Source organism: Roseomonas fluvialis (assembly GCF_022846615.1).
Classification (GTDB): domain Bacteria; phylum Pseudomonadota; class Alphaproteobacteria; order Acetobacterales; family Acetobacteraceae; genus Neoroseomonas; species Neoroseomonas fluvialis.
On record NZ_AP025637.1, the window covers coordinates 1,228,919 to 1,251,125 of the forward strand.

Annotated in this window: 26 protein-coding genes; 11 read left to right on the forward strand and 15 right to left on the reverse strand. The window is 70.3% G+C overall.

All coding sequences use genetic code 11. From position 1 onward, the window contains the following. Position 1 precedes the first annotated feature (1 nt). The 4 genes from soxX to soxA are packed head-to-tail and all read left to right on the forward strand — an operon-like array spanning position 2 to position 1,997. A complete protein-coding gene (gene soxX, locus MWM08_RS05980; protein ID WP_244458549.1) occupies positions 2-499 on the forward strand; it encodes a sulfur oxidation c-type cytochrome SoxX in 498 nt (165 codons plus the stop codon). Between the two features lie 4 nt (positions 500-503). Beyond that, positions 504-932: a thiosulfate oxidation carrier protein SoxY gene (locus tag MWM08_RS05985; RefSeq protein WP_244458550.1), complete on the forward strand. Its 429-nt coding sequence runs from the start codon at positions 504-506 to the stop codon at positions 930-932. 1 nt (position 933) lies between these two features. Further along, positions 934-1,260 carry a thiosulfate oxidation carrier complex protein SoxZ gene (locus tag MWM08_RS05990; protein WP_244458551.1) on the forward strand — a complete coding sequence of 109 codons (327 nt, stop codon included), beginning with the start codon at positions 934-936 and terminating at the stop codon, positions 1,258-1,260. Next, on the forward strand, positions 1,257-1,997 hold the full coding sequence (gene soxA / locus MWM08_RS05995) for a sulfur oxidation c-type cytochrome SoxA (RefSeq protein ID WP_244458552.1): 741 nt from the start codon (positions 1,257-1,259) through the stop codon (positions 1,995-1,997). The genes MWM08_RS05990 and soxA overlap by 4 nt, the downstream gene beginning before the upstream one ends. A gap of 1 nt (position 1,998) precedes the next feature. On the opposite strand, the gene MWM08_RS06000 is transcribed toward soxA, so the two are convergent. Further along, positions 1,999-2,355: a hypothetical protein gene (locus MWM08_RS06000; protein WP_244458553.1), complete on the reverse strand. Its 357-nt coding sequence runs from the start codon at positions 2,353-2,355 to the stop codon at positions 1,999-2,001. Between the two features lie 252 nt (positions 2,356-2,607). Here MWM08_RS06000 and MWM08_RS06005 point away from each other — a divergent pair, with 252 nt between their 5' ends. Both MWM08_RS06005 and MWM08_RS06010 read left to right on the forward strand, forming a co-directional pair. Continuing rightward, positions 2,608-3,681, forward strand: coding sequence for a tartrate dehydrogenase (locus MWM08_RS06005; protein WP_244458554.1), 1,074 nt, complete (start codon positions 2,608-2,610; stop codon positions 3,679-3,681). A 90-nt stretch (positions 3,682-3,771) separates the two neighbouring features. Continuing rightward, entirely contained in the window at positions 3,772-4,011 is a 240-nt protein-coding gene (locus MWM08_RS06010; RefSeq protein ID WP_244458555.1) for a hypothetical protein, read from the forward strand. 136 nt (positions 4,012-4,147) lie between these two features. On the opposite strand, the gene cuyB is transcribed toward MWM08_RS06010, so the two are convergent. Both cuyB and MWM08_RS06020 read right to left on the reverse strand, forming a co-directional pair. Beyond that, positions 4,148-4,855: a cysteate racemase gene (cuyB, locus tag MWM08_RS06015; protein WP_244458556.1), complete on the reverse strand. Its 708-nt coding sequence runs from the start codon at positions 4,853-4,855 to the stop codon at positions 4,148-4,150. Beyond that, positions 4,852-5,616 carry a sulfite exporter TauE/SafE family protein gene (locus MWM08_RS06020; protein ID WP_244458557.1) on the reverse strand — a complete coding sequence of 255 codons (765 nt, stop codon included), beginning with the start codon at positions 5,614-5,616 and terminating at the stop codon, positions 4,852-4,854. The genes cuyB and MWM08_RS06020 overlap by 4 nt, the downstream gene beginning before the upstream one ends. 70 nt (positions 5,617-5,686) lie before the next feature. Here MWM08_RS06020 and MWM08_RS06025 point away from each other — a divergent pair, with 70 nt between their 5' ends. Next, a complete protein-coding gene (locus MWM08_RS06025) occupies positions 5,687-6,517 on the forward strand; it encodes a sulfite exporter TauE/SafE family protein (protein ID WP_244458558.1) in 831 nt (276 codons plus the stop codon). A gap of 132 nt (positions 6,518-6,649) precedes the next feature. On the opposite strand, the gene MWM08_RS06030 is transcribed toward MWM08_RS06025, so the two are convergent. The 5 genes from MWM08_RS06030 to MWM08_RS06050 all read right to left on the reverse strand — a co-directional run bounded on the left by MWM08_RS06030 (position 6,650) and on the right by MWM08_RS06050 (position 14,406). After that, the gene (locus MWM08_RS06030; protein ID WP_244458559.1) at positions 6,650-8,266 is read right to left on the reverse strand and encodes a long-chain-fatty-acid--CoA ligase; all 1,617 of its coding nucleotides are present in this window, start codon (positions 8,264-8,266) and stop codon (positions 6,650-6,652) included. Positions 8,267-8,354: 88 nt separating this feature from the next. Next, a complete protein-coding gene (locus MWM08_RS26420) occupies positions 8,355-9,524 on the reverse strand; it encodes an MFS transporter (RefSeq protein WP_279323238.1) in 1,170 nt (389 codons plus the stop codon). Between the two features lie 18 nt (positions 9,525-9,542). Continuing rightward, positions 9,543-12,617 (reverse strand): efflux RND transporter permease subunit, encoded by a 3,075-nt coding sequence (locus MWM08_RS06040; RefSeq protein WP_244458560.1) that lies wholly within the window; start codon positions 12,615-12,617, stop codon positions 9,543-9,545. Between the two features lie 14 nt (positions 12,618-12,631). Next, positions 12,632-13,714, reverse strand: coding sequence for an efflux RND transporter periplasmic adaptor subunit (locus MWM08_RS06045; RefSeq protein ID WP_244458561.1), 1,083 nt, complete (start codon positions 13,712-13,714; stop codon positions 12,632-12,634). A 59-nt stretch (positions 13,715-13,773) separates the two neighbouring features. Then, the gene (locus tag MWM08_RS06050) at positions 13,774-14,406 is read right to left on the reverse strand and encodes a TetR/AcrR family transcriptional regulator (RefSeq protein ID WP_244458562.1); all 633 of its coding nucleotides are present in this window, start codon (positions 14,404-14,406) and stop codon (positions 13,774-13,776) included. A gap of 134 nt (positions 14,407-14,540) precedes the next feature. Here MWM08_RS06050 and MWM08_RS06055 point away from each other — a divergent pair, with 134 nt between their 5' ends. Both MWM08_RS06055 and MWM08_RS06060 read left to right on the forward strand, forming a co-directional pair. Beyond that, entirely contained in the window at positions 14,541-14,957 is a 417-nt protein-coding gene (locus MWM08_RS06055) for a rhodanese-like domain-containing protein (protein WP_244458563.1), read from the forward strand. A 44-nt stretch (positions 14,958-15,001) separates the two neighbouring features. Next, entirely contained in the window at positions 15,002-15,469 is a 468-nt protein-coding gene (locus tag MWM08_RS06060) for a DUF3237 domain-containing protein (protein ID WP_244458564.1), read from the forward strand. A gap of 69 nt (positions 15,470-15,538) precedes the next feature. Here the strand turns inward: MWM08_RS06060 and MWM08_RS06065 are convergent, their stop codons facing one another. The 3 genes from MWM08_RS06065 to MWM08_RS06075 form a co-directional block, all read right to left on the reverse strand. Then, the gene (locus tag MWM08_RS06065) at positions 15,539-16,498 is read right to left on the reverse strand and encodes a Bug family tripartite tricarboxylate transporter substrate binding protein (RefSeq protein ID WP_244458565.1); all 960 of its coding nucleotides are present in this window, start codon (positions 16,496-16,498) and stop codon (positions 15,539-15,541) included. A gap of 66 nt (positions 16,499-16,564) precedes the next feature. Further along, entirely contained in the window at positions 16,565-17,239 is a 675-nt protein-coding gene (locus MWM08_RS06070) for an amino acid ABC transporter permease (RefSeq protein WP_244458566.1), read from the reverse strand. Positions 17,240-17,377: 138 nt separating this feature from the next. Beyond that, the gene (locus MWM08_RS06075) at positions 17,378-18,058 is read right to left on the reverse strand and encodes an amino acid ABC transporter permease (protein ID WP_244458567.1); all 681 of its coding nucleotides are present in this window, start codon (positions 18,056-18,058) and stop codon (positions 17,378-17,380) included. Between the two features lie 65 nt (positions 18,059-18,123). On the opposite strand from MWM08_RS06075, the gene MWM08_RS06080 reads away from it, so the two are divergent. Further along, the gene (locus tag MWM08_RS06080) at positions 18,124-18,708 is read left to right on the forward strand and encodes an MORN repeat-containing protein (RefSeq protein ID WP_244458568.1); all 585 of its coding nucleotides are present in this window, start codon (positions 18,124-18,126) and stop codon (positions 18,706-18,708) included. Between the two features lie 17 nt (positions 18,709-18,725). On the opposite strand, the gene MWM08_RS06085 is transcribed toward MWM08_RS06080, so the two are convergent. Both MWM08_RS06085 and MWM08_RS06090 read right to left on the reverse strand, forming a co-directional pair. Next, entirely contained in the window at positions 18,726-19,469 is a 744-nt protein-coding gene (locus MWM08_RS06085; protein ID WP_244458569.1) for an amino acid ABC transporter ATP-binding protein, read from the reverse strand. Continuing rightward, the gene (locus MWM08_RS06090) at positions 19,469-20,308 is read right to left on the reverse strand and encodes a transporter substrate-binding domain-containing protein (RefSeq protein WP_244458570.1); all 840 of its coding nucleotides are present in this window, start codon (positions 20,306-20,308) and stop codon (positions 19,469-19,471) included. The genes MWM08_RS06085 and MWM08_RS06090 overlap by 1 nt, the downstream gene beginning before the upstream one ends. A 149-nt stretch (positions 20,309-20,457) precedes the next feature. Here MWM08_RS06090 and MWM08_RS06095 point away from each other — a divergent pair, with 149 nt between their 5' ends. After that, positions 20,458-20,676, forward strand: a complete 219-nt coding sequence (locus MWM08_RS06095) for a hypothetical protein (RefSeq protein ID WP_244458571.1) — start codon at positions 20,458-20,460, stop codon at positions 20,674-20,676. Between the two features lie 28 nt (positions 20,677-20,704). Here MWM08_RS06095 and MWM08_RS06100 read toward each other — a convergent pair whose 3' ends face one another. Further along, entirely contained in the window at positions 20,705-21,376 is a 672-nt protein-coding gene (locus MWM08_RS06100) for an NUDIX hydrolase (protein WP_244458572.1), read from the reverse strand. Next, a complete protein-coding gene (locus MWM08_RS06105) occupies positions 21,369-22,181 on the reverse strand; it encodes a nitroreductase family protein (RefSeq protein ID WP_244458573.1) in 813 nt (270 codons plus the stop codon). Before MWM08_RS06105 ends, MWM08_RS06100 begins: the two co-directional genes overlap by 8 nt. Between the last annotated feature and the right edge of the window lie 26 nt (positions 22,182-22,207).

Genomic DNA, 22,207 nt, shown 5'->3' on the forward strand with positions numbered 1-22,207 from the left:
CGTGGGTCGGGCGCCTGCCTTCGCCGGAGCGGCCTGGCTGCTCCGGCGCCGCCGCGGAAGGGGCGCGCTGGCAGCCGGCCTGGCGGTGCTGTTCGCCGCGGCTGCGCCCGCCGGGGCGCAGGTCGTGGGCTTCGTGGTGCACGGCGATGCGGTTGAGCAACCACTCGCGGGGCTCGTCGGCGATGCTGCGCGCGGTGAGGCGGTGGTGAAGAACCGGGAGAGCGCGAATTGCCTGATCTGCCACTCCATCCCCGATCCGCGCGAGCCATTCATGGGGGAGATCGGCCCGCCACTCGCGGGCGTGGGCGCGCGCCTGATACCCGGGCAGATCCGGCTGCGCCTAGTGGACCCCACGCGGGTCAACCCGGACGCGATCATGCCCGCCTATCACCGCACCCACGACCTGCTGCGCGTCGACCCGCGCTTCGCCGGACGCCCGGTGCTGACCGCGCAGGAGATCGAGGATGTCGTTGCCTGGCTCTCAACGCTGCGGGAGTAGTGCCATGACCGCCGCCACACGCCGCGCCGTGCTGCTGCTGCCCATCGCCGCGACCGCCGCGGCCGCGAGCGACATGGCGGTGGCCGAGCGCGACATCCTCGCCGGCCGCACCCCGAGTGACGCCGGGATCGCCTTCGACATGCCGCGCCTGTCGGAGAACGGCAATTCGGTCGATGTCGCGGTGCGCGTGGACAGCCCGATGACAGCGGCCGACCACGTGCGCGCCATCCATATCCTGTCGGAGAAGAACCCTGTGCCGCGCGTGGCGTCGTTCTTCCTCACGCCGCGCGCGGGCAAGGCCGAGGTCGCGACACGCATCCGCCTCGCCACCTCCCAGCAGATCGTGGTGCTGGCCGAGACCAGCGCGGGCCAGGTGCATCGCGCGATGCGCGAGGTGATCGTCGTGCTCGGCGCCTGCGTGGAGGGCGGCTGAAATGGCGAACCCTATCGTTGCGCGCATCACCGTGCCGGAGCGCGCCCGGCGTGGCGAGGTCATCACCATCCGCGTGCTGGTGCGCCACCCCATGGAGCGCGCCATCGATGCGGCGGGCCTCACCCCCCTGCCGCGCAAGATCCTGCACACCATGCGCGTGACCTATGCAGGGGAGGAGGTGTTCCGCGCCGATCTCTCCCAGGGCATCACCGCCAATCCGTACATCGAGTTCACCACCGTCGCGGTCGACAACGGTCCGATCGTCTTCGAATGGGACGAGGATGGCGGCGCGACCTATGGGCGGGAGGCCCGCCTGGTGGTGACGTGATCCGCGGCGCAGCGGCGGCGGCGGCATTGTTGGCCTGCGGCATGGCGGTCGCGGCGGATGTGCGACCCTCGCGCGACTTCCTCTCGCCCGAGCTTCGCGCCCAGCAGGACGATCCCTCGCGCCATCCCGGCTGGCTCTGGGTCGAGGAGGGCGAGGCGCTGTGGCAACGCGGCACGCGGTCCTGCCAATCCTGCCACGGCGGGATCGAGTCCATGGCCGGTGTTGCCGCGCGCTATCCCGCGGTCGCGGCGGATGGTGTGCTGCTGAACCTGGAAGGGCGCATCGAACGCTGCCGCACGCAGCAGCAGGGCGAACCGGCCTTTGGGTATGAGAGTGAGACGCTGCTCTCGTTGACCGCCGCCATCGCGCAGCGCTCGCGCGGGCTGCCGGTGAGCGTGGCGACCGATGGCGCGGCGGCGTCGTTCCGCGAACGCGGGCGCGCCTTCTACGAGACGCGGCAGGGGCAGCTCAACCTCGCCTGCGGGCAATGCCACGACGACAATGCGGGGCGGCGGCTGCGCGGCGACGTGATCTCGAACGGTCTGGGCACGGGCTATCCGGCGTACCGGCTGGAGTGGAACACGCTGGGCTCGCTGCACCGGCGGCTGCGGGCGTGTTCGCTTGGCGTGCGGGCGGAACAGCTGCCATTGGGATCGCCGGACTACCTCGCGCTGGAACTGTTCCTTGCGTCGCGCGCGCAGGGGATGCCGATCGAGGCCCCCGGCCTGCGGCGCTGACTCACGGCACCGGCGTCACCGCGAAGCGCGCCTTGCCCTCGGCCTCCAGCGCGGCGCGGTGTTCGGTGACCTGCCGCTGCACCGCGTCGCGGTCCGACCGGGAATAGCGATACCGGCGGCAGCCCTGGTTCCATTCCGTGACCGCGGCGTTGAAAGCCTGCACCTGGCCCTGCTTGGCGCCGCGCATGTCGGGACGCGCCGCTTCGATCCGGATGTCGTTGAACATGCACCAGCGCAGTTCGGCGCGCGACAGCGACCGGTCGCCGCCATGCTCGGGCGGCTTGGTCTCGGTCAGGTCGTCGCCGCAGGCGCCGAGGATGAGCGCCAGCAGCAGCATCGGCGCGGCAGACAATCGCATGGCCCGGACCTCCTGCGCGGCAAGAGCAGATCCCGATCCGATGGGATCATCTGATGGGATGAAGATGCTCGCAAGAACACGGGGCTCGAGGCGTTGCGGCGAGCCGAGGCGAGCGGAAACGGCTCCAGCGTGGCGCTAGAGATACGGCGCGTCAGTGATGTGTTTCACAGGGCAGGGGGCGTGGCGGGGCCGGGCGGCCTTGCGCTCATCCCCGGCGCCCTTAGGGTGCGCGCCGCAACGAGGAGGCGCCCCATGGCCCAGCGCAAGCACCGCATCGCCGTCATTCCGGGCGATGGCATCGGCAAGGAGACCACGCCCGAGGGGCTGCGCGTACTGGATGCCGCGGCACGGCGCTTCGGCTTCGAACTCGACCTGAAGCACTACGACTGGTCCTGCGAAACCTACGCCGCGACCGGCAAGATGATGCCCGATGACGGCCTGGACCAGTTGCGCGACAGCGACAGCGTCTTCCTGGGTGCGGTCGGCTGGCCGGGCGTGCCGGACCATGTCTCGCTGTGGGGCCTGCTGATCCCGATCCGCCGGGGCTTCGACCAGTATGTGAACCTGCGTCCCTGCAAGCTGCTGCCGGGGTCGGTGTCGCCGCTGGCCAATCGCGGCCCGGCGGATATCGACTTCTACGTGGTGCGCGAGAATACCGAGGGCGAGTATTCCTCCGTCGGTGGCAGGATGTTCCCCGGCACCGACCGCGAATTCGTCTCCCAGCAATCCATCCTGACGCGCATCGGCTGTGACCGGGTAATGAAATACGCCTTCGACCTGGCCATGACGCGCAAGCGGCGGAAGGTGACCTCCGCGACCAAGTCGAACGGCATCACCTTCACCATGCCTTATTGGGACGAGCGCTTCGCCGAGATGGCGAAGCACTACCCGCAGGTGACAACAGACCAGTTTCACATCGACATCCTGTGCGCGCATTTCGTGCAGCACCCGGACTGGTTCGACGTGGTGGTGGGGTCGAACCTGTTCGGGGATATCCTGTCGGACCTGGGGCCGGCCGTGGCGGGCAGCATCGGCATCGCCGCGTCCGCCAACATCAACCCGGAGAAGACCGCGCCATCCATGTTCGAGCCTGTCCATGGTTCGGCGCCGGACATCGCCGGCAAGTGGATCGCGAACCCGATCGGCCAGATCTGGTCGGGGGCGATGATGCTGGAACACCTGGGCGAGAAGGATGCCGCCGACTGCATCGTCCAGACCATCGAGAAACTGCTGGCCGAAGGCGGCCCGCGCACGCGCGACATGGGTGGGCAGGCCGGCACGGTGGATGTGGGGAAGGCCATTGCCGAGGCGGTGGCGCGCGCCTGACGCCCCTGTCACTTGAACCCCTGGGTGCGTCTCGCTATCGTAGCCGGACGTTGCGAGTGATTCGCAACTAACGCCTCGGAGGGTTCCACCATGGGCCGCGACTTCAGCCATATCGCCCGCCGGTGCGAGCGGTCGGTGGTGACGGCCTATCGGGAACTGCGCGAGCAGGGTGCGGGCGACTTCAGCGCCTTCGGTGCCTGCGCTGCGTTGTACCGCATCCACCACCCGGAAGCCTCGATCAGCGAGGCGCGGCGCCTGGTGGCGGAATGGATCGACCACCACATCGTCCGCGCCGAGGCCGGCCCGACCCCTGGCTGCGAGTGCGACTGACGGCCCCGGCGGCGCCGCTGAGGTTGGGCGCGATCTTCCACTGCACCGAGTTGGATCGCCGTGGCGGTCTGAGCCGCGGTGGTGGTCGCGCTGGTGGTAGCCGCTGTCCTGCCCGGCGGCTTGGCGCGCGGCGGGGCTAGCCGGCCGGCTTCGCCCAGGCAATCGACGCACGCGCCAGCGCGTCGATGGTATCCGCGACAGGAAACGGCAGCGTCGGCCCGGCCGAGATGCCGAGCGGGATCTCGGTACAGCCCAGCACCACCGCCCGCGCGCCGCGGCTGACCAGCGCCATGGCAGCCTCAGCCAGCGGGGCATAGGCCTCGGTGACGCGGTTCGCCTTCACCGCATCGATCGCGGGCATGATGACACGGTCCATCGCCTCGGCCGGCGGGACGATCACGTCGTAGCCGCGCCCCTCGAGCCGTTCCTGGTACAGGCGCATCGCCAGCGTGCCCTTGGTTGCCATCAGGCCGATCGGGCCGGCGGTCACGCCCAGGCGCAGCAGGTCATCCGCTGCGGCCTCGACGATGTGCAGGATGGGCAGGCGCGTCGCCGCCTGCATGCCGTCGAACCAGCCATGGGCGGTGTTGCAGGGGATGGCGATGGCGCCGCAGCCGGCGGCTTCCAGCCCCCGGATGCCGCGCAGCAGGGCGGGCAGGGGGTCCTCGCCGCCCGACAGCCGCGCGGCGGTGCGGTCGGGCACGCGCGGGTCGGACCAGAGCACGGTCGGGATGTGGTCCTGGTCGCGCTCGCCCGGCGTCAGCAATGTCAGGCGCTGCATGAAGGTGGCGCCCGCCAGCGGCCCCATGCCGCCCAGTACGCCCAGCATCCTTGCTTCGGTCATCCTGCGAACACCCCGTCCCAGGTCAGCTTCACGCCGGTCACCAGCAGCAGCACATACAATACGCGGTAGAACAGCGCGTCCGAGACGTGCCGCTGCATCCAGATTCCCAGATACACGCCCGCCGGCGCCAGGGGGAGCAGCACCAGGCTGGTCAGCAGGTTGCCCGCCGAAAGATTGCCCAGGAAGAAGTACGGCACCAGCTTCACGTAGTTGACGATGCCGAAGAACACCACGGTGGTGGCCGCCATCACCTGGCGGTCGAGGCGGCGCGGATACAGGTAGATCGCGAGCGGCGGCGACCCGGCATGGGCGATGGTGCTGGTGAAGCCCGATGCGGCCGCGCAGATCGCGCCCTTGGCCGGGTTGTGCGGCGCGGGCGGCGGCGCCTGGCGGTGCCGCGCCAGCCACAGCGTGCGCGCCAGGAACGCGAGCGTTGTCAGCCCCACCATCGCCTTGATGGCGCGGTCGGACATCAGCGTGAAGGTCAGCGCCCCCACCAGGATGCCCAGCAGCGCACCCGGGATCAGCACGCGCATCTCCCGCTTGTCCCACTTGCCCCACCATGCGCGCAGGCCCGAGACATCCATCGCGCACAGCACCGGCAACGCGATGCCGGCGGCGACGGGGGCAGGGACGCTGAGCGCCATCAGCGGCACCAGCAGGTTGCCCGCGCCCGAGGCGAAGCCCCCCTTGCTGATTCCGGTGACCAGCACGGCCGGGATCGCGAGGGCGTAGAACCAGGGGTCGGTGATGAAGGCCAAGGCGGGGTGACGCTCGATGGGTCAGCGTGTATGCCACATCGCCTTTCCATCGCCCATCCCGGACATCGCCATGGACCACCTGACCGACCCGTTCTGGCTGCTTGCTCTGGCCGCCGCGATGGCGGTGACGGGGCTGGTCTCGGGCACGCTTGCGGGGCTGCTGGGCGTGGGCGGCGGCATCGTGATCGTGCCGCTGCTGTTCAACGTGTTCCCGTTGTTCGGCATCCCGGAGAGCATCCAGATGAAGGTCGCGGTGGCGACCTCGCTCGCCACGATCATCCCGACCTCCATCCAGTCGGCGCGCAAGCACTACGCGACGGGCACGATGGATGTGGCGCTGCTGAAGTCGATCTGGCCGGCCATGCTGGCGGGCGTGGCCTTCGGCACCTTCATCGGCGTGTACGTGAAGGGCGAGGGGCTGACCGCGGTCTTCGCGATGGTCTCGCTGCTGGTGGCGCTGAACATGGGCTTCACCGGCGTGGACTTCAAAATCACCGACAGCGTGCCCTCGGGCCCGCCGCGCGCGGCACTCGGCATGGGCATCGGGTCGGTGAGCGCCATGATGGGCATCGGCGGCGGAACGCTCGGCGTGCCGCTGCTGTCGATGTTCGGCTACCCGATCCGCCAGGCGGTTGCGACGGCCTCGGCCTTCGGATTGATCATCTCGGTCCCGGCGACCATCGGCTTCGTGCTGGGCGGATGGAACGATGCGCGGTTGCCGCCGTTCTCGCTGGGCTATGTCAGCCTGATCGGGTTCGCGCTGATCGCGCCGAGCTCGATCCTGGCGACGCCCTGGGGCGTGAAGCTCGCGCACACCATCCCGCCGCTGTGGCTGAAGCGCGCCTTCGCGGTGTTCCTGGCGGCGACGAGCCTCAGGATGTTCTGGTCGCTGTTCACCTGAGACGATCGGCGCGAGGCCACGCCTCGGGCCGGGAGCGCACGGCGCGACCGCGCGCGCCCGCCCGCCGGCGACGATGCACCCTGCCCGCGCGAAGCCAAGGCCCGCGGATGCAGGCCGCCCGGCGTCTGAGGGTCAAGCAATTTTCTTGTGATCCTTGAACATCTCGCGCAGCCTCGTCTTCAGGATCTTCCCCGTCGCGGTGTGCGGGATCTCGTCCACCACCACCAGGTCATCGGGCAGCCACCACTTCGCGACCTTGTCGGCGAGGAAGTCGCGCATCTGGTCCAGTGACGGTGAGAGAACGCCCGGCTTCATCACCAGGATCAGCAGCGGTCGTTCGTCCCATTTCGGGTCGGCCATCGCGACGACCGCGGCCTCCGCCACGCCGGGATAGGCCACCGCGGCATTCTCCAGCGCGATCGAGGAAATCCACTCGCCGCCCGACTTGATCACGTCCTTGGATCGGTCGGTGATCTCCATGTAGCCGTGCTCGTCCATGGTCGCGACGTCGCCTGTGTCGAAGAAGCCTTCGGCGTCCAGGATCTCCTCCTCCTCGCGGCGGAAATAGCGCCGCGAGATCGCCGGCCCCTTCACCTTGAGCCGGCCGAAGGCCTGGCCATCCCAGGGAACAGGCGCGCCGGCATCGTCGGTGATCTTCATCTCGACCGTATAGGGCGGCGTACCCTGCTTGGCCTGCAGGCGGAGCATTTCCTCACCCGTCAGATGCGCCACCTCCGGCTTCACGGCGAACAGCGTGCCGACCGGCGACATCTCGGTCATGCCCCAGGCATGGATGACGCGCACGCCGTACTTCTCCTGGTAAGCCTTGGTGATGGCGGGTGGGCACGCGGACCCGCCGATCGCCACGCGCTGCATGGAATCGACGCGCGAACCGGTCGATTCCAGGTGCTGCAGAAGCATCATCCAGACCGTCGGCACGGCGGCGGAGAAGTTCACGCGCTCGCGCTCGATCAGTTCGTGCACCGATGCACCATCCAGCTTCGCGCCGGGCATGATCAGCGCCGCGCCCACCATCGGCGCGCACAGCGCCAGCGACCAGCCATTGGCGTGGAACATCGGCACCACCGGCATGACGCGATCCGCCGCGCCGAGCCCGAAGGCATCCACCTGGTTGCAGACCAGCGCGTGGATCACGTTCGACCGGTGCGAATAGACCACGCCCTTCGGGTCGCCCGTGGTGCCGGAGGTGTAGCAGATGCCCGCCGCCGCGCCTTCGTCGACCTTCATCCACGCGAAGTCGCCATCCACCTCGGCGATCCAGTCCTCGTAGGCGATGGCATTCGGCAGCGACGTCTCGGGCATGTGGGCGGCATCGGTCAGAATCACGTAGCGCTCGACCTGCGGCATCCGTGCTGCCAATTGCTGCACCAGCGGCACGAAGGTGAGGTCGAGCATCAGCACCCGCGACCCCGCATGGTTCATGATCCAGGCGATCTGGTCGGGAAACAGCCGCGGGTTCACCGTGTGATACACCGCGCCGGCCCCAGTGATGCCGTACCACGCCTCCAGATGCCGCCAGGTGTTCCAGGCCAGCGTCGCCACGCGGTCGCCGGGCTTGACGCCGTCGCGCGCGAGGCGCTGCGCCACCCGCAGGGCGCGGCCGCGCACGGTCGCGTAGTCGGTGCGATGGAAAGGCCCTTCGATCGACCGCGAGACCACCTCGCGCTTCGGGTGCTGGATCGCCGCGTGATCCAGCACGGTGTGCATCAGCAGCGGCCAGTCCTGCATCAAGCCAAGCATCGCATCCCTCCCGTGCGCGACCCGTCCTGCCGGCGGGTCGTCGAAGCCCGGAAGGCTACACCAAATCCTGGCGCCGTCAGGAGGCGCGGCGCACCAGCCCGCGCGCGAGCCACAGTGCCGGCGCGCCCATGACCGCGCCCGCCAGCGCCGCGCCCACCAGGCCCAGCAGCCCGATGCCCGCGCCGCCGAGGGCAGCGCCGCCCGCCTGGCCGAGGAAGATCGCCGAAGCATTGCACGCCAGGATGAAGCCGCGCGCCTGCGGCGCCAGAACCGCGAGGCGCGCCGTCACCACCGGCCCCAATGCGAACAGCGACCCGGCCGAGGCCAGCACCGCCAGCGCCTGCAGCGGCATCGCCGCCGCGTTGCCCGCCGCCAAGCCCGCCAGCAGCGCCGCCTGCAGAAGGTTGCCCGCCAGCGCCCCCAGCGGCAGCAGCGCCGCAAGGCCCAATCGTCCACGATCGGCCAGCCAGGCCCCCAGCGGCAGCCCCGCGATCGACGCCACGCCCACCAGCGCCTGCATCACCGCCACACCGCTGCCGGTAAGGCCCGAGACCTGGTTGGTGATCGGCCCGATATAGGCGGCGACCGCGAAGACCGCCGTGAAGGTCGCGAGGTTCAGCGCCAGCATCGGCACCACGCCCGGGATGCGCAGCGCCGCGATACCGCCCGCCGCCCCGCCCGCATCACCGGCGACCGGCGGGATGGCCACGCCGATGGCAATCGCCGCCAATACGGCGATGGCCGCCGCGAAAGCGAAGCAGCCGCGCCAGCCGACCATGTCGCCCACCACCGACCCCGCGGGAATGCCCAGCAGGAAAGCCAGCGTCGTGCCGCCGATGATGATCGCCACCGCTCGCCCGCGATGTTCGGGCGGCGCCAGCGCCACCGCGCTCGCCGTCGCCGCCGGGATCACCGCGGCCGAGGCGATGCCCGCCGCGATGCGCAGCCCGACCAACGCGGGAAAGTCAGCAACGGCGACGATCAGCAGGTTGATCGCGGCCAGCACCACCAGCGCGCTGACCATCACGGTGCGCCGGTCGCGCCGCGCCAGGATCGCCGCCACGACCGGCGCCGCGAGCCCGAACGCCAGCGCATAGACCGTGCCGATCTGCCCCGCCGCGGCGACGCTTACGCGCAGATCCGCTGCCATTTCCGCCAGCAACCCGGCGAAGACGAAGGATTGCGTCGCGGTGGCGAAGGACGCGGCGGCGAGGATCGGCAGGCGCGAGGCGCGGGGCAGTGTCATGGCGAGGGACATGGCGCACTATTCCGCCGCCGCCAGGGCCACGCCGCCGGGCGCCTGCAACGCGCGCCGGCGCCACGGCAGCGCCAGCGCATACAGCGCCGGCACGACCAGCAGCGTCGCGAAGGTGGCGAGCGACAGCCCGCCGATCATCGCGATCGCCATCGGCCCCCAGAAGACCGAGAGCGTCAGCGGCACGAAGGCCAGCACCGCCGCCAGCGCCGTCAGCAGCACCGGGCGCGTGCGGCGGACCGTGCTCTCGATGATGGCGGCGCGCAGCGCCAGGCCGGATTCCAGGTCCTGCCGCACCTGGTCCACCAGGATCTGCGTGTTGCGCATCACCATCCCCGCCAGTGCGATCACGCCGAGAAGGGCGACGAAGCCGAAAGGCGCACCCATCACCAGCAGCGCGAAGGCCGCGCCGGGGATACCCAGCGGCGCGGTGGCGAACACCAGCGCGGTGCGCCCGAAATGGCGCAGCTGCGCCATCAGCAGCACCAGCATGGCGGCGACCATCAGCGGGAACATCGCGAATAGCGCGGCATTGGCCTTGCCCGATTCCTCCGCCGCGCCGCCCGGTTCGATGCGAAGGCCCACCGGCAGGGCGTCGATCACCGGCTGCAGGCGCGCCGCCACCTGCGCCGAAACGTCGGGCCCTTGCAGGCCATCCGCCACATCGGCGCGCACGGTGATGTATCCCTCGCGGTTGCGGCGGAACAGGATGGGTTCCTCCGCTTCCGGCACCAGGCGCGCGACCTGCGACAGCGGCACCGGTCCCGCGGGCGTGGCGAGCGACAGGTCGGCCAGGGTCTCCGTCGTCAGGCGTTCGTTCGCGGGTGCGCGCAGCACCACATCGACCAGGCGGTTGCCCTCGCGGTGCTGCGTGGCAGTCACGCCGGTCAGCAGCAGTTGCAGCGAGGATGCCACCTGCGCCGGCGACACGCCAAGTTCCGCGACCCGTGCGCGGTCGAGCTCCAGCCGCAGGTTCGGTGCGCGTTCGCCCCAGGAGAGCGACACGTCCCGCGTACCGGGCGTGGCGCGCATCGCCGCCATCAGTTGGTCGGCTGCGGTCCGCAAGGCGGCTGGGTCCGCGCCATGCACGCGGAACTGCACGGGATGGCCGACCGGTGGGCCGAAATCGAGCCGGGACACGCGCACCCGCGCCTCCGGAACCAGACCGTCCTGCGCCAACTGCATGATGCGTTCGCGCAGGCGTTCGCGCGCCGGGATGTCGCGCGCCTGCACCACCAGCTTGGCAAAGGCCTCGTTCGGCAGATCGGGGTTCAGGGCCAGGAAGAAGCGCGGCGATCCCTGGCCGACATAGGTGGTCACCAGCCGGGCGTCCGGGTCGCCTTCCAGCGCCGCCTCGATCCGCTGCGCGGCGGCGAGCGTTGCGCCATACCCGGCCCCCTGCCGAAGCGTCACATCCACCAGCAATTCGAGCCGGGCGGAGGTCGGGAAGAATTGCTGACGCACCTGCGACATGGCGGCGAAGCCCGCCACCATCACCAGCAGCGTCGCGCCGATCACCACGAGGCGATGATCCACCGCCCAGCCCACGACACGCCGCAGTGCACGGTATCCTCGCCCATCGTAGCTGCCGTGGTGGCCGCCGCGCTTCGGCGTGGGCAGCAGCTTCACGCCGAGCCACGGCGTGAACAGCACCGCCACGAACCACGACGCGATCAGCGCGAAGCCCACCACCCAGAAGATGCCGCCGGCATATTCGCCCGCTGTCGATCGCGCGAAGCCGACCGGCAGGAAGCCCGCCACCGTCACCAGGGTGCCCGAAAGCATCGGCCCCGCCGTCGAGGTCCAGGCGAAGGTCGCCGCCTTGGCGCGCGTCCAGCCTTCCTCGAGCTTCACGACCATCGCTTCGATCGCGATGATCGCATCATCCACCAGCAGGCCAAGCGAGAGGATCAGCGCGCCGAGCGTCACGCGCTCCAGCTCCATGCCCGTGGCCAGCATCACCAGAAAGACGATGGCGAGCGTCAGCGGCACCGACAGCGCGACGATTACGCCCGCACGGAAGCCGAGCGACAGGAACGACACCACCATCACCACGCCGAGTGCGGCGGCGAATTTCAGCAGGAATTCCGCGACACTCTCCTGCACCACCTGCGCCTGGTCGACGATCTGCGTGACGGTCACGCCGACTGGTGTGACCGCGCGCTGCGCCGCCATTGCCGCGGCCAGATCCGCGCCCAGCGTCACCACGTTCACGCCCGGCTGCTTGCCCACGGCCAGCAGCACCGCCGGCTGCCCACCCTGGCGGATGCCGTTGCCCGGCGGATCGGCAAAGCCGCGTGTGACCTCGGCGATGTCGCCCAGGCGCAGGGACCGCCCGCCGGCCGCGACCGGCACGTCGCGGATCGCCGCCAGCCCGTCGAAGCCGCCGCCCACGCGCAGGTGCAGCCGTGTCGCGCTGCCCTCCACGACGCCGGCGGGCGTCACGGGGTTGTGCCGGGCCAGCGCGTCGATCACCGCTTGCGGCTGCAGGCCGAGCGAGGCCAGGCGCGCATGCGCCACTTCGACATGGATGCGCTGCGGCTGCTCGCCGAAGATCTTCACCTTGTCCACGCCGGGCACGCGCAGCAGGCGGGCGCGCAGCGCCTCGGCTTGGCGGACCAGTTCGGCATTGTCTGCGCCCGTCACGGCGTAGATGGCGGACCAGACGTCGGAGTATTCGTCGTCGAAGAAGGGTCCCTGCACGCCGGCGGGCAGCGTGTGGCGGATGTCGCCGACCTTCTTGCGCACCTGGTACCACAGGCCCTGGACTTCACGCGGCGGCGTGGTGTCGCGCAGCACGACCGTCATCACGGCCTGGCCGGGCCGCGTGAAGGTCTCGACGCGATCGAGCCAGGCGAGGTCCTGCAGCCGCGCCTCGATGGGGTCCGCCACGTGCTCCTGCATCTCGGCCGCCGTCGCGCCGGGCCACTGCGCGGTGACGACCATGACCTTCAGCGTGAAGCCCGGATCCTCCGCGCGGCCGAGCCGCAGATAGGCCATCGCCCCTGCCGCGCCGAGCATCACGATCAGGAACAGCGTCAGCGCGCCGTTGCGCACGCCCCAGTCGGACAGGTTGAAGCCCATGGTGGCGGCCCCCGTCAGCGCAGCGTCGCGAGGGCGCGGGTCTGTACCACCCGCACCGTCGCACCGGCATCGAGCAACTGCGGGCCGAGTGTCACCACGCGGTCGCCCTCAACAAGCGCTCCGCGCAGCGCGACCTGGGTTTCGCCGAGCCGCGCGACCTCGACTGGCACCGCGCGCAGGCGCGCGCCCTCCACCTTCCAGACCATCGGGCCCTGGCCACGGTCATGCAGGGCGGAGGCCGGCAGCAGCGCGACCGGCTCGCTCTCGGCGCGCAGGCGGATCGTGCCCGTCATGCCGAGCGCGGCCCAGGCCGGCGCGTCCGGCAGGGCAAAGCGCACGGCATAGGTGCGCAGGATGGGGTCTGCCTGGGGCGCGACCTCGCGAAGCCGTGCCGCGACCGGTTCGCCGGGGCGCGCCCAGAGCACGGCCTCGGCGGTGGCGGCGGCCAGGCCCGGCAGCGCGCCCTCGGGCACCTGCACCAGCAATTCGCGTTCGGCGGGATCCGCGATGCGCATGACGGGCTGGCCTTCGGCCATGACCTGGCCGGCCTCCGCGATCACCGCGGTCACCACGCCAGCGGTCGGCGCGCGCAGGATGGTGTGGTCGAGCCGGTTGCGCGCGAGGTCCAGCGCCGCGCGCGCCGCCGTGGCGCGTTCCTCGGCCGATCGCGCGGTGGCCTGGCGTTGGTCGTCGAAGGCGGCGGCGACGTGGCCGGCCGCCATCAGGGTGCGCGACCGCCCGGCATCGGCGGTGGCGCGGCGCGCCTCGGCCTCGGCGGCGGCGAGGTCCGCCTCGGCCGAGCGCACCGCCAGCGCGATGTCGGCGGGGTCGAGCCGCGCCAGTTCCTGCCCGGCGGTGACCACAGCGCCGACATCGACCAGTCGCGCGGCGATGCGCCCGCCGGCGCGGAAGGCGATGTCGGCCTCCCGCCGTGCCTTCACCACGCCGGCGAAGGCGCGCGGCTGCTCGGCCGGGGCGAAGCGGATCTCGGCGACCTGGACGGGGCGGGGCGGTTCCGGCGCGGCGACCTGCGGCGCGGCATCGCGGCAGGCCGGAAGGAAGGCGAGCAGCGCAAGGGCGAGTAGGGCGGCGCGCATGGGGGTCTCCTGCGGGACGCCGCAGGCTATGACTAGTGATTGATGAAAGTCAACAATCGTCAGGAATCAGCCTTCAGCCCTTGGATCAGCAGGCCGAGCATCTGCTCCAGCTCCTCGGCCAGCTGCGCCTCGTCCTGAACGCGCTTGGCCAGGGATTCCGAAATCAGCGCGGGATGCGTCCAGCACAGCGTGCCCTGCTTCAGCAGACGGGCGGTCAGGTCGGGGTCGCGCGGGCTGAATTCGCCGCGTGCCACGCCGTCAGCTACCACGCGCGCCATGGCCGCCTCGATGCGGCTGATGAAGACGGCGATGACGCCCCAGTGCTCGCTCATGGCGGCTGAGACCATGTCGTGCATGCGCTTCTGGTCGAAGAACAGCGCCAGGTGGCGCGCATGCAACAGGCGCAGCATGGCGCGCAGGCGTTCGCCGGCGCTGCCCGGGCCGTCCGCGAGGGCTTCGAGTTCTGCGGTGATGCCGCCCAAGAGTCGGTCGGTGATCGCCTCGTTGATCGCGCTTTTCGAGGCGAAGAAGCGGTAGACATTCGCCGGCGACATGCCGAGTTCGCGCGCGATGTCGGCCACCGCGGTCTTCTGGTAGCCCATCGAGCGGAACAGGGCCTCGGCGACCTCGAGGATGCGCGCACGGGTGGCGGCGGCGCGGTCCTCCTGCAGGGTCCTGGCGGGGGCGTTCATGATCTGATGGAATCCGTCAATCGTCAGCGCACCCTAGACGAGCCTGGCCCGAGAGGCCAGCAGCGTGGTTGCCCCGCCTGTCGCACTGCATCATTTTGGCGCCTGCGAGCGACTCGCTCGGAAGGAGTTCTGCCGTGGCATCCGTGCCCGATATCAGCCCCAAGGACACCTGGGAGGCCCTACGCAACGATCCGCAGGCCGCCCTGGTGGATGTGCGCACCGACGCCGAATGGAACTTCGTGGGCCTTCCGGACCTTGGCGCCATCGCCAAGCAGACCGTGCTGATCCCGTGGCAGATCTACCCGGGCATGCAGGTGAACGGCCATTTCGCCGACCAACTGCACAAAGCGGGGCTGACGCCGCTGCACCGCGTCTACTTCATCTGCCGGTCCGGCGCGCGGTCGCTGGCGGCCGGGCAGGCGGCGCAGTCGGCGGGCTTCCCGCACGCCTTCAACGTGGCGGATGGCTTCGAAGGCCCGGTCGATGCGGATGGCCATCGCGGCACCGTCGCCGGCTGGAAGGCCGAGGGGCTGCCCTGGCGGCAGCGCTGAAGCGCGGGCATCCTGGCGCGACGATTCATTAGGGGAAACGCGCCATGGCTCCACTGCCGCTGACATCAGAATTCTTGTTCCGCATGGCGCTGTCGGCCGGCGTGCCGCAGATGGCGGGCACCGCGCGCAACGGCGAATTGCGCGTGGTTCCAGTCACCGGCGGCACGCTGGAGGGCCCGCGCTTCAACGGCGAGGTGTTGCCCGACACCGCCGCCGACTGGCTGCGCGTGGACCCCGACGGCACCGCGCACATGGATGTACGGCTGACGGTGAAATCCGCCACCGGCGGCATCGTCTTCATGCACTACAGCGGCATCCGCACCGGCGCGCCGGAAGTGCTGGCGCGGCTGAACAGCGGCCAGCCGGTCGATCCGGCCGACTACTATTTCCGGATTTCCGCCCGCTTCGAGACCGGCGCGCCCGAACTCGCCTGGATGAACAAGGTGATCGCCATCGGCGTGGGCCAGCGGCCGCCGAGCGGGCCGACCTACGACGTCTACGCCATCACCTGAGCGCCGGAGCGGCGCTGCCTCTCCGGACCGCCCCGCCAGGGGGCTACGGCCCCCTGGACCGCAGGGACTTCAGCGCGGGACGTCCAGGCGCTGCAGGATCGGGCGCCATTGGTCGTCCGTGCGTTTCAGGAACGTCGCGAAATCATCGGGGGTGCCACCAGCGAGGAACTGGCCATCGGTGGTCAGGCGCTCGCGGATGCGGGCATCCTGCAACGCTTCATTCGCGGCGGCATTCACCCGCAGCACGACATCGGCCGGCGTGCGTGCCGGCGCCAGCAGGCCGAACCAGGACAGTACCTCAAGCCCCGGCGCGAATTGCGCGATCGACGGCACCTCCGGCGTCGATTCCACCCGCCGCTCGCTGGTCCAGGCGATCAGCCTCCCCTGCCGGTTGCGATGCACCGGCTGCGCGGTGCCGCCGGCCACGATCAGCATGTCGAGGTCACCCGCCAGGAACGCCGCCAGCTGCGCGGAATCGCCGCGATAGGTCACGTCCTGCATGGTGATGCCAAGCCGCTCCATCACCATGAGCATCGCCACATTGGTCAGCGTCGTCGGCCCATTGGTGCCATAGGTCATTAGCCCCGGCCGCGCCTTCGCCGCCGCCACCCAGGCCGGCACATCCACTGGCCCGCCGTCCAGCTTGGTGATGATGCCGAAGGGGAAGGTCGTGGCCAGCATGACCGGCGCGAAATCATCCACCTTGTAGGGCAGGTTCGGCACGATCACCGGGTTGATGGTGAGCGTGGTGCCCGCCGCCATCAGCAGCGTCTGCCCATCCGGCCGCGCCCGCGCGACATATTCCGCGCCGATCACGGTATTCGCGCCGGGCCGGTTCTCCACCTGCACCGTCTGGCCGAGCAGCGCCGTCATGCGCTCCGCCAGCAGTCGCGTGACGATGTCGGTGCTGCCGCCGGGCGCGAAGGGCACCACGACGGTGATCGGCCGCGCGGCCCCTTGCGCGAAGGCCGGCGCGGGAAGTATCGCGAGCGCGCCCAGCATCGGCCTGCGGGAAATGCGGAATGTCATGGCGGCATGATCCTGGACGTTGGTGCGGCCGCGCTCTCCCGGCGCGATCGCCCCATCATCGCCCGATCAGCGCCGCCCTGCCAATTGCCGGTTCTCCAGCCGCGAGAGCACCCGCACCACCGGCCAGAGCAGGATGAAATACACCACCGCCGCCACCATGATCGGCGTCGCGTTGTAGGTGACGGATTGCGCCTGGCGCGCCTGGAACAGCAACTCGGGAAGTGCGACGACCGAGGCGATGGAGGTCAGCTTCACCACCTCCAGCGTGTTCGAGATCAGGTCCGGCAGCACGTTGCGCACCGCCTGCGGCAGCACCACGAAGCGCATGGTCTGCCCGCGCGTCAGGCCGGTGGATCGCGCGGCCTCGATCTGTCCGCGCGGGATGCTCTCGATCCCGGCGCGCAGGATCTCGCCGTAATAGGCGCCGGTGTTGAGGAAGAAGCCGATCGCCACCGCCCCCCAGGCGCCGACGTCGAGCCCGATGAAGGGTAACCCCGCGAAGATGAAGATCAGCAGCACCAGCGGCGGCAGGGCGCGGAAAGTGTCCACCCAGGCGCGCAGCGGCCACTTCACCCAGGGGGACTGCACGGTGGAGAGCACCGCGATCATGATGCCGCCGATGATGCCGAGCGGCACCACGAGCGCCGAGAGCATCAGCGTGGACCACAGCCCCTGCCACAGGATCGGCGAGGCCTCCTGCGCGATCTGCCAGTTGAAGAAGGTATCGAGGAAGATATCCATGGCGTTATGCGTGGACCATGCGATTCACGCTCCGCTCGTCGGCCGTGCCTACGGGGCTGGGGGACCGCATGGGGCTGACCATGCGATTCACGCTCCACTCCACGGCTGTGCCTGCGAGGCTGCGCGACCGCATGTTCGTCACCGCTTCCACGCGAAGCGCGTCTCGATCCAGCGCCCCAGCACCACCACGGGGAAGAACAGCACCAGGTAGGCGATGGCCCCGAGCGTCAGCGGCGACGGGTTGAACGAGAACGACACACCCGCATTCGCCGCGCCCAGGATGTCCGGCACCGCCACCACCGACGCCAGCGCGGTGCCCTTGGTGATGGCGATGGTGCGGTTGGTCAGCGGCGGGATGGTGATGCGCAGGGCCTGCGGCAGCACGACGTAGGACAAGGTCTGCAGGAACCCCAGCCCGGTGGACCGCGCCGCCTCCCACTGCCCCTTCGGCACGGCGGTGATGCCGGCCCAGAAGATTTCCTCGGAGAAGGCCATCAGCACCAGCGTCAGCGCCAGCCAGGATGCGACGAAGCCGGACAGTTCCACCCCCGCATTGGGCAGGCCGAAGAACAGCAGCACGATGATCACCAGCGGCGGCAGGGCGCGGAACAGGTCCACCACGAAGATGATCAGCCAGTTCAGCGGCCGGATCCCAAAGGCGCGGACCAGCGCCAATGCCAGGCCCGCCGCCAGCCCGGCCGCGATGATGCACAGCGCCAGTACGACCGTCAGGCCGAAGCCCTCGATGATCTTGGGCAGGTACTGCGCCATGACGCGGGCATTGAAGAAGCTGTCGGTGAAGCGCTCCCAGCCCGTCACGGCGTCACACTCCCGCGCCAGCCTGCGCTATGCTGCACCGCGAAGCCGATGAAGGACCGTGCCGGATGCGCCTGCCGAAACCCGCCGCCCTGGCCGTGCTGGCCCTGTTCTGCGCCGCCGCCGGCCCGCCGCCCGAGGACCAGCGCATGGTGCCCGGCGGGCGCGGCGGCTTCGTGAACGACGGTGCCGATGGCTGCTGGTTGTGGGCGAGCGGCATCCGCGCCGGGATCAGCAACCTCACCGCCTCCTGGACCGGCCCCTGCCCGGAAGGCCCGGCCGAGGGCGAGGGCCGCGCCGAGGTCCGCTGGACGGAGGAGGGCGTCGAGCGCTCCATGATCTACGAAGGTGCGCTCCGTGGCGGCAAGAACGAGGGCCCCGGCACGCTCACGCTGATCGCCGGCAAGGAGATCCGCCTGCGCCAGGAAGGCACCTTCCGCGACGACTATTTCGTCTCGGGCCGGGTTGAGTTTCCGGGGCCGGGCATCGTCTATGAAGGTGGCTGGAGCATCACGCACCCGAACGGACGCGGCCGCCTGGTGATCCGCGGCCGGGTCATCGAGGGTGAATGGCTGAACGGCTGCCTGCGTACCCCGCAGGGTTGGTTTTCCTTCACCCGTCCGGCACGGGAATGCGAGGGCCGCGACACCTGAAGACGCGCGGACAGCCATCAATGCCGCTCGATCTGGCGGATGAAGCTGCGCGTGCGGTCGTGCTGCGGGTTGGCGAAGATCTCGTCCGGTACGCCGGTCTCGACGATGGCGCCATCGGCCATGAACACCACGCGGTCAGCGGCGGCCTTGGCGAATCCCATCTCGTGGCTGACCACCACCATGGTCATGCCGTCCTCGCGCAATTCGCGCATCACCGCCAGCACGCCGCCGACCAGTTCGGGGTCGAGCGCGCTGGTCGGTTCGTCGAACAGCATGACGCGCGGTTCCAGCGCAATGGCGCGCGCGATCGCCACGCGTTGCTGCTGCCCGCCTGACAATTGCAACGGGTAGTGGTCGGCGCGGTCGCCGAGGTGCACGCGGTCCAATGCCGCGGCCGCCTTCGCCTCGGCCTCCGCCCGCCCCAGCCCCTGCACCTTGCGCAGCGCCAGCGCGACATTCCCGAGCGCCGTCATGTGCGGATAGAGGTTGAAGGACTGGAACACCATTCCGATCCGCTGGCGCGCCTTGTTGATGTCGGTGCGCGCATCGAGCATGTCGATGCCATCCACCGTGACCGAGCCGGAGGACGGGTCCTCCAGCCGGTTCAGGCAGCGCAGCAGCGTCGACTTCCCCGATCCCGAGGGGCCGATCAGGAAGACCAGTTCCTTCTCGGCCACGACAAGATCCACGCCCTTCAGCACATGGAGGTGGCCGAAATGCTTGTGGATCGCGCGCGCCTCGACGATCGGGGCGCCGGGCATCAGCTGCAGCGCGGGTTCTGCGGGGTCGGGTCGTAGCCCGGCATGTCCGGCGGGCCATAGCCGGGGAACTCGATGTTCTCGGCCTGGTCGGGGCCGGGGCGGTCGCCGAACCAACGCTCGGACAGCCGCGCGATGGTGCCGTCACGCTTCATGCAGGTCAGCACGTCCTCGACCTGGTTGCGCATCGCGCCGGAGTCGCGGCGGAAGGGGGTGCCCCAGTGCAGGCGCGAGCCCGGCAGCACGTAGTCCGCCACGTATTGCGGCGTGCGCGAGGCCGAATACCGCACCACCGTATTGCCCGACAGGTTCGCGTAAGCCCGGCCCTGGATGACCGCCTGCGCTGCGTCCGCCTGGCTGTCGAAGGCCATGAGCGTGAGGTTCAGCCGCTGCGCGTTGTTTGTCACCCATTGCTCGTAGGGCGTGCCCTTGTTCACGCTGATGGTCTTGCCGCGCAGGTCTTCCTCGGAGCGGATCGGCGGCGTGCCGCGGCGGATGCCGAACTGCAGCTCGGTCCAGATGTAGCCCTCGGTGAACAGCAGCGCCTCGGCCCGTTCGCGCGTGACGGTGGTGGGCGCGCACAGGAAATCGTAGCGCCCGGCGTTCAGCGCGGGGATCAGGCCCGAGAAGGCGGCGCTGTCGATCACGATCTCACGCCCCATGCGGCGCGCGACCTCGCGGAACAGGTCGATCTGGAAGCCCTGCACGCCGCCCTGCAGGGACGGGAAGGCGTGCGGGGCGAAGGTGCCATCCACCGCGCAGCGCAGCGGCGGCTGGCCCTGCGCCATGGCCGGGCCGGCGACGGCAGCCGAGATAAGGGCGGCGGCGAGGAGCCTGCGCATGGTGGAAACCTCCTGTTCACGTTGTGCCCTGCAACATTTCCAGATGGCTGCCCCGCTGTCCATGCAGGGACCGCCACAAAACTGCCGCGGGAGCGTCGCGGTCGCGCCGCGCCGGTGGTGTTCAACCAAGCATGAACGGAGCCACCGCCATGCCAGTCATTCCCATCACGCTGATCACCACCGGATTGTTCGGCAACCTTCTGCTGGTCGTGCTGCTGCTGGGCGATGCCACCGCGCCGGGGCGCGTGCCCCTGTTGGTGGCGGCCGTGCTGGCGCTGGGCGGCGGCGCGCTGATGCTGGCCGGGCTTATGATGCTCGAACCCCGCCGCCGGCCGGGCGACGCCCTGGGCGGCGCGCCGGGCGAATAGCCGGGACTGCCACCGGGCGCGGCCGCGCTCAGCGTTCCTGGTGCCGGTTGTCCATGCCGCGGAACACGATCAGCGGTCGCGATGATCGCGCCCGGGGCGTCATTTCCAGCCAGTCGAGGAATTCCACCAGCACCTTGCCGGTGATGTCCGCCACGTGGTGGCGATGCGCCGCCTCAGGCGTGTACCAGCCAAGCCTCTCGAGTTCGCCCGAGCCCGCGATCTCGCCATGCACGGCCTCGGCCGGGGCCGCGAGGAAGCGGGCGTTGAAGCGGATCGGCCGGCGGCCGGGCGTGACCGCTCGGCAGATGTAGTGTAGCGCCGACAGGTCGGCCGCGACGCCCTCGTTGCGGCGTTCGCCCAGCACCAGGCCGGTTTCCTCATGCAGTTCGCGCACCGCGGCGATGGCGATGGCGCGCGCGCGGCCTGGGGTCGCTCGGCGTTCCAGCATGCGGCGCGTGGCGGGCGGCAGTTCCCGCGTGGCGGGCTGGCGATGGTCGTCGGGGTCGACACGCCCGCCCGGAAACACCATCACATCCGGCATGAAGCGGTGGCGGGCGTGGCGCTTGCCCATCAGCAATTCGGGCCCTGCCGGGCCGATGCGCCAGACGATCAGGCTCGCGGCGTCGCGCGGGCGGGCGGTGCGGCGCGCGAGGCCTTCGGCATCGGCGCCGCCGGGATTATCGGCGGTGGGGTCAGTCAAGCGCGAAGCCTCTCAGCCGCAGCCAGGCGCGGAAGCCGAAGCGTTCCGGCACGCTGAGCTGCCGGGCGGCGTTCTCGGACCAGGTGCAGCCTTCGGGTGCCGGGCCGTGAACCTCCGGGTAGCGTGGCTTCTGGCGGGGGCGCAGCGCGTCATAGGCCTCGAGCGCGGCCGGCAGAGCAGCGTCGTCGTAGCCCTCGCGATGGATCACGGCGGCGGGGGGCAGGCGCGGCGTCGGTTCGTTGCGCGCGTCCGGCCAGCCGAGCGTAAGCCCCGCCACCGGGTAGACCGCCTCCGGCAGGCGGAACAGCGGCCCGACCTTCTCGATATGGCTGCGCACATATGAGATCGGGCAGGTGCCGAGCCCCGCCGCGTCCGCCGCGGCGATCGCCATGCCCATGGCCAGCGCGGCATCCACCGCGGTGTTCAGGAAGGTGTCCATGTTGTTGTTGGCGTGCTGGCGGCCATGCAGCGTGCAGGCCGCCTGGCCGCGCCGCATGTCGCCGCAGAACAGCAGCAGCACCGGCGCGTCCTTGATCCAGGGCATGGTGCCGATCCAGTCGGCCACCTTGGCGATCTTGGCGGCATCACGCGTGACGATGATGGAATACTGCTGCAGGTCGGATTTCGATGGCGCCGATTGCGCGGCCGCCAGGATGGTGTCGAGCAGCGCGTCCTCGACGCCGCGGGCGGTGTAGCGGCGCGTGACGCGCCGGTCGAGCAGGGCTGCGAGCGCGGGCGGGATCTCCGCCAGCGGTTCGAAGGGCAGGGCGCCGTAGCGGGCGGCGATGAGGTCATGGCCGGACATGGCCGCAGCGTGGCACCGCACGGGGC